The 5896-nt window shown below is 69.8% G+C and carries 6 protein-coding genes and 1 pseudogene; 2 read left to right on the top strand and 5 right to left on the bottom strand.

All coding sequences use genetic code 11. From position 1 onward, the window contains the following. Positions 1–1036 precede the first annotated feature (1036 nt). Entirely contained in the window at positions 1037–1177 is a 141-nt protein-coding gene (locus tag ACFV61_RS33710; RefSeq protein ID WP_380495885.1) for a hypothetical protein, read from the top strand. Positions 1178–1384: 207 nt separating this feature from the next. Continuing rightward, entirely contained in the window at positions 1385–1549 is a 165-nt protein-coding gene (locus ACFV61_RS33705) for a hypothetical protein (protein WP_380495883.1), read from the top strand. Between the two features lie 198 nt (positions 1550–1747). Here the strand turns inward: ACFV61_RS33705 and ACFV61_RS33700 are convergent, their stop codons facing one another. From ACFV61_RS33700 to ACFV61_RS33680, 5 genes and pseudogenes are all read right to left on the bottom strand, one after another. Next, positions 1748–2173, bottom strand: a complete 426-nt coding sequence (locus ACFV61_RS33700) for an Hsp20/alpha crystallin family protein (RefSeq protein ID WP_380495881.1) — start codon at positions 2171–2173, stop codon at positions 1748–1750. A 434-nt stretch (positions 2174–2607) separates the two neighbouring features. Beyond that, a pseudogene (locus ACFV61_RS33695) lies at positions 2608–2842 on the bottom strand (DUF4331 family protein); the annotation flags it as partial. Between the two features lie 596 nt (positions 2843–3438). Then, positions 3439–3708: a hypothetical protein gene (locus ACFV61_RS33690; protein ID WP_380495879.1), complete on the bottom strand. Its 270-nt coding sequence runs from the start codon at positions 3706–3708 to the stop codon at positions 3439–3441. Positions 3709–4215: 507 nt separating this feature from the next. Beyond that, on the bottom strand, positions 4216–4578 hold the full coding sequence (locus ACFV61_RS33685; RefSeq protein WP_380495877.1) for a hypothetical protein: 363 nt from the start codon (positions 4576–4578) through the stop codon (positions 4216–4218). An 82-nt stretch (positions 4579–4660) separates the two neighbouring features. After that, complete coding sequence (locus ACFV61_RS33680) at positions 4661–4942, bottom strand: hypothetical protein (protein WP_380495875.1); 282 nt, start codon at positions 4940–4942, stop codon at positions 4661–4663. Positions 4943–5896: the final 954 nt, after the last annotated feature.

Below are 5896 nucleotides of genomic sequence, written 5' to 3'. Positions count from 1 at the left end.
GACCGGAAACCACCGTCCTTGCCTTGGGGTCTTCGGAATCCGCCCGGGCGACTTACTCACGGGCCGGGCGATCCTGATGGCGCGCTGTCCCTCCATTCATCCTCTGTACGGGCCGGCTACTGCGAACTGCGGTACTTCCAACTGCGTGGTAATACGACCTGCTCGGTACTGCTCACACGGGTACTGCGGTAATGCGAACTGCGTGGTAGTGCCAACTACCCGGTACTGCTACGGCGGTCCCTGGCGGTCCCGCCGACTCCGGCAGCCAGCCCCGTTGCCCGTCCTGCTCAACCGCTCGGCTTGGAACCCCACTGCCGGACTCCCAGCGCGCGCGCCCGCAGTCTGGGCGCCTTCACTGGGGTACCGCGCACTGCGACTGCCGATACTGCCGAACTCAACTTCACCTACGAGTAGTGCACTTGCTGAACTGCGGTACCGCTCGGTGGCGGCCCCTGATGCCTGCGGGCCACCTGGCCCGGTCGCCAGTCCCGTCACCGTCCTGCACCTGCTGTGGCTCCGGGACTCTGCTACCGCGCCGCCTTCTTCACGCCCACCTGCCCGGCGTGTCCCGCGTCCTGCTCAACTGCTGGGTACTGCGTACTGCCCTTGCTGAACTGCGGTACCGCTGGGTAGCGGCCCCTGATACCTGCGGGCCGCCCGGCCCGGCCACCGGTCCCGTCGCCTTACTGCACCATCCCTGGCTTCAGGACCCTGCAAACCGTGCCGACCTGCGAACTTCTGCCCGCCAGTTCGTGTCTGGCGGCTTGCTACGAGAGAAACACTAACCACGGTGCGCGGCAATGTCTACTCCAGCGGGCACAGATTTTTCGGTGCCGGTCGGGGAGGTAGTCTTCGCCCCGCACGGGGCTGGGCGGCCGGTCGCCGCAGCCGCGCCGTGACGGAGGACGCCGCGTCCAGCGGCCAGGGATCACGAGTGAACGGGAGGCGAGCGGTGGAAGGGCCGCAGGCCGCGCGGCAGGAGCGCACCCCAGACCCCCATACCCAGGCGGCGCTAGCGACGGCCATCGCCGAAGCCGTGCACGATCGGGACGAGCGGGTTCTGCGCCGGCTGCTGGCCCGCTTCGCCGAACAGGCCGCCATCACGGACCTGCCCGCCCTGCGCGCCGCCCTCGACACCACCCGGCAGCACAGCGACCGCCCGCCGGGGGCCCGATAGGACCGCGCCGGCCCGCCCCACCGCCGGATCAGAGGGCACGGGTGGCGGCATCACAGGTCAGGCACAAGTACCCGGCCCAGCGCGGCGGATACCACCCCTGCCCCGGCCGCTGCGGACTCCACCGGTCGACCACCATGGCCGCGGTGCCCATACCGCACACGGTGAGCGCCCCAGCCCGCCGGGTGCATCCGGATCCGAGGGTGCGGCATGGACCCGCCGCACCGACAGGGCGTCGACCGGATCGCCACCGATCCCCAGGATGAGAGCGTCCAGCGGCTCGACCAGTTCCAGCAGAACCACGATGCCCATAGGTCAACCGTGCGCGCCCACCGCCGCGACCGCGACCGCGCCCGGGGCCGGGCGGCCCGCTGAAGACTTCACCGCACCGGCCGGCCCGCTCGCGGCCCGCCGCGCGAGCCCGGACCGAAGGAGAGAGGTCCGGGCCCGCACGGAGAGGCCGGGCCGCGCCCACGGGCACTCGCCGGCGTCGGCGAGCGAAGCCCGGCAGGGCGCGGCGGCCGGTCGGTGCGGCAGGAACGGGGAGCGGACATCGAAGCCGCATCGCAGCGGTCAGGCGGAGATGGCCTCGCGTTCGCCCTTGGCCGTGATGGCGATCTTGCGGGGGCGGGCCTTCTCGCTGATCGGCACGCGCACGCTCAGCACGCCCTGGTCGTAGTCGGCGTCGATCCGGTCGGTGTCCAGCGCGTCGCCCAGGAACACCTGCCGGGAGAACCGGCCCAGCACCCGCTCGTCCGCCAGTACCTCCGCGCCCTGCGGCAGCCCGGACGCGCGCTCCGCGCGCACAGTCAGGACGTTAAGCTCCACGTCCAGGTCGATGGTCTTCGGGTCGATGCCCGGCAGGTCCAGGCGCAGCACGAACACCTCGCCGTCGCGGTAAGCGACCAGCGGCATCCCCGCCGGCTGGGAGACGGTGCCGACCAGCTGCTGGGTGAGCCGGTCGAGGTCGCGCAGGCCGCGCAGGGAGTCGGTACGCATCAACAAAGGGATCAGCTCCTCACAGTCGCTAACGGTCACGGGTGCCCACGGGCGCCACGGCGCCGGACCTGCCTGGCTCTGTCCTCCCGCCTGGGCACCTCGACGAGAAAGTTATAGCGACGCCAGAGCTTTCTTGACAAGCTGACGCTCAACTTTAGCGAGCCGGGTGCGCGCGACCCTTGGCGCGCTGCCGTCCGAAGGTCGCGGGTTCATGTGAGTACGTCCACCGGGGAGTTCGCGCTGCCGCGGCTCGGCCGCCAGGCCGACATCGGGCTACGGCACAAGCCCCCCAGATCACCTTGAGCCCCTCCTGCTGACGGGCGGTTCCCATGACCTGCAGCCCCAGCCCGGATCCGGCGGATCTGCTCCGCAGCGTTCTTCAGCGCCGGCTTGGGGACGCCCCATGCTTTGCGGCCCCAAGGGACTGAGGTGACGTCTTCCGCGAACGCGTAGAAGTTCGGCCCGCCGTTGGGTTCCTCAAACGGGATCCAGTTCGCGATCAACGTGAAGGTGTCCCGGTTTGTCGGGGCTGACGAAGGCGTACACGTCGGTGTTGTCGGCCCGCGGATCGCCCGCGATCAGCGGCGCCTCGCGGTGGCTTGAGGCGGAACGGACACCGGGGGTGAGACCGGCCAGCGCGTCGGCCGCGGCGAGGGCGAGCACGCCCATTCCGGCGAGCGGCCGCCCGGCGCGGCGCCCGAGCGCGGGCAGGCGGGGCGAACGAGGAGGCGCATGGTCCGTCTCTCTGGCGGGTGGCTCGGATCGGCGTTCCGCAGCGGGCCGCCAGGCCTCGCGGACGATGGCGCCCCTGCGTTCGGGCGCAGGACACTCCGGGCGACTTCCCACGTGAACGGGCGTGCGGCCCCGGGAGGGGCCCGAGTCGATGCGTGCGGCTGGGGGGAGCTGTCTGGTGCGCGACCGACGGTGGTAAGCCATTCATGCAGTCATCACGCGTAGTGCCGAAGTGTCTACGGAGGTAGTCCATCCGGGAGTCCGGCCTGTGGCACGCTCCGCGAAGCGCTGGGGCCTCACCCGCCGCTGGTCGATGGCGGCAGTTCTCACGGTTGCCGGTGCCCTGGCCATCGGCAGGCGGCGCTCGGAGGGCGGGCTCCTGACTCAGCTGCCGGATCGTGGCGTCACGGCCGGCTGACCCGTTACCCGCGAGCCGCTGGGTACTCGCTCCTGCGGCGAAGTCGAGGGAGCATCGCGTCGGCTCGCATCGAGGAAGCACCGGATGTGTGGGTGGACCGCTTCCAAGCCGTCGCTCACCAGGCAGTCTCCCTGGGGCAGACCTCAGCGAGGAACTCCAGCAGGTAGGCCGCGACCGCGTCGGGGGCGCCGGTCTGAGCCCAGATGTAGACGGCGGTGCGCTCCTGCGCGTCGATGCTCTGCAGGACGTATCCGTCGACCAGGCCGCCAGCGCCGGAGCGGTCGCGCACCAGGATCTGCCGGGGCCGACTCTCTTCCTCGGCCAGGGCCTCGACGTCGTCGGCGTCCGGGCAGTCCCGGAACTGGTAAACCCACTGCGCCTGCATACGGATCATTCTTCCGTCTGCGACCAGGGCGCCGCTGCCAATACCCGACTCGCACAGGCCCTGGGGGCGTTCGGTGATTCGCCAGGCACAGGCAGCCGTGCCCGACCCGGATCACCTCCGACCGGGCTTCTGCAGGTGCGACGAAGGGATCAACGATGGGTACACAGCCCGAGAACTCCAGGGTGTCCGACACGGCCAAGCCCTTGTGCCCGGACACGCGCCGGGCCCACGGATGAGGGTCCGGTGCGTCCGGGTAGCGGCGCAGCCGTATGGGCGGGCAAGTCGGCGGGTGAGGCCGGACACCTGCGGCAGCGGGTTCGGCGGCTGACTGGGAGGATCGGTAAGTCGTGGAGCCCGAGGCGTTCGGCGGTCCGGTCCGGTGCAGTCCGGCGACGTCGTAGCGTCGGCGTTCCAGGGATGCTCCTCCCGGTCCCGGGGGAGGAGACCGACGGTGTAGCCGTCGTCCCACGACCGGCCAGGCCTCCAGGTCGCGTATCCGCATAGCGGTCAGAGGCCGGCGGCTGCTCGGACGGCTCGTGCGGTGCCGTCGGGATCCGGGTCGGTGACGGCCAGGCGGGCGCAGGGCGAGGGACTCTGCAGATCGACGCATACGACGGGCCGGCGCCCTCGGGCACGGACAGCCGCGAAGTCCTTCCCCTGGGGATGCGGACGGGTGCCGATGGACAGGACTCCGGGGATCCACGTGCCTCGTCCGCGCACGCCGCGCAGGGCACGCCACCAGTCGGGTTCCACGGTCACCTGACGGATCGCGGACACGGGCACCCGGACGTCACGGCGACGCGCCGCTGCCTTCTCCCACCACGACAGGGTGGCGACGAGCTCATCGCCTTCCACCATGAGCCTTGCCATCGCTCCTCCGTCCCTTTCCGGCAATGCGCTCGTGATCACCCGATGTGCACTGTGGCACGTCATCCGGTCGGGGGACCACGGGCTACGGCGGCGGTGCCGGACTGCCGTATGCCTCGAGTACGTCCGATGTGGACCGCATGTCCAGTTCGACATTTCCACTGCCCGGGCCCGTCGCGCGGGCGTACCGCAACGCGCCGTCGGCCGAGAACACCGCCGTCACGGTCCAGTCGAGCAGGGACATCGGCATAGTGCCATCCGAATCCCTGCCCACACTCCGGCTGAAAGCCCGCGCCGTCCCGTCGAGACAGTGCGCGTCGTTGCTCAGAGGCGGATCGCCGTCGCTGATGGCCACGATGCTCGACACCGGACCGTGCTGCCGCTACCCGGCTGATCGGCACTGTCAGGCCACCTGGAGGTCGCCCCTCAGGTCCGCCTGGGGTGGTGAACCCACGCGTTTGGTATTCGTGCACTTGGCAGGCCCGAATTCGCGCTTTCCCGGAGTAACCTGGAAGGTGCCGGAGAACTTACCGGAAGGACGATCGCGAGGAGGTAATTATGCAGATTAGTGGAGCAGGAGCCCTGATTCTGCGACTCGTGATCGCGATATCCCATCCCGGCCTTTCGGTCGGGAGATGACGGGGTCACTGAAGTGCCGGGGGGCGCAGGTGCAAATCCTGTTGTTCAGCGTTTATACAGGGCGTGGGCCGTTTTCGCAGAGATGCGGAGGCGGCCTTTTGTTCTGCGAAGTGGCAGTTGCAGTGCGATCCCATCGCGCGGTTACACGTGTTCGGGACGCTTTCCCCTGAGATCCGGCGGGTGTCCGAGCGGCTCGGGAATACCGTAAAAGAATGTCCGCTTCCTCGTCCGGTGACCGCGTGGGCGTCGCGATCGGCCGGGGCCACCTGATCGGATGCGGACTTGTTGCATGCGGCTTCCGGCGAGGGCCCGCCGGTGCGGCGCGCAAGGCGGTGTGCCGACGGGTCCGCTCCCTGTCAACGGGAGGAGACATGATGAGTCCCGGCGGACAACGTCCCGTAGGTCGGCGTCGATCCCGAACGCCCCAGTCGCATGGTGCTCGCCTGGGCCGCCGACGAGGCGGACCGGCGCCGTCTGTCGGTGGCAGGACGCCGGGAATCCAGGTACCTCGTCCCGCACGCCGCGCAGGGCATGCCACCAGTCGGGCTCGACGCTCACCTGATGGATCGTGGACACGGGCGCGCGGATGTCGTCGACGGGTGAAATTAGGGCCACGGACGGCGCATCAAAAGCGGGCCACTGCGTGATCTCTTGAACATCCTGACTTCACTGGTATGGGAGT

The sequence above is a fragment of the Kitasatospora sp. NPDC059817 genome, from assembly GCF_042731835.1.
Lineage (GTDB): Bacteria > Actinomycetota > Actinomycetes > Streptomycetales > Streptomycetaceae > Kitasatospora.
This window is presented reverse-complemented; position numbering and strand designations above follow the sequence as displayed.

Coding starts and splice junctions, on each gene's coding strand:
- ACFV61_RS33690 (WP_380495879.1), bottom strand. CDS start 3,708: ATGCAGGCGCAGTGGGTTTACCAGTTCCGGGACTGCCCGGACGCCGAC.
- ACFV61_RS33705 (WP_380495883.1), top strand. CDS start 1,385: ATGGACCCGCCGCACCGACAGGGCGTCGACCGGATCGCCACCGATCCC.
- ACFV61_RS33700 (WP_380495881.1), bottom strand. CDS start 2,173: ATGCGTACCGACTCCCTGCGCGGCCTGCGCGACCTCGACCGGCTCACC.
- ACFV61_RS33685 (WP_380495877.1), bottom strand. CDS start 4,578: ATGGCAAGGCTCATGGTGGAAGGCGATGAGCTCGTCGCCACCCTGTCG.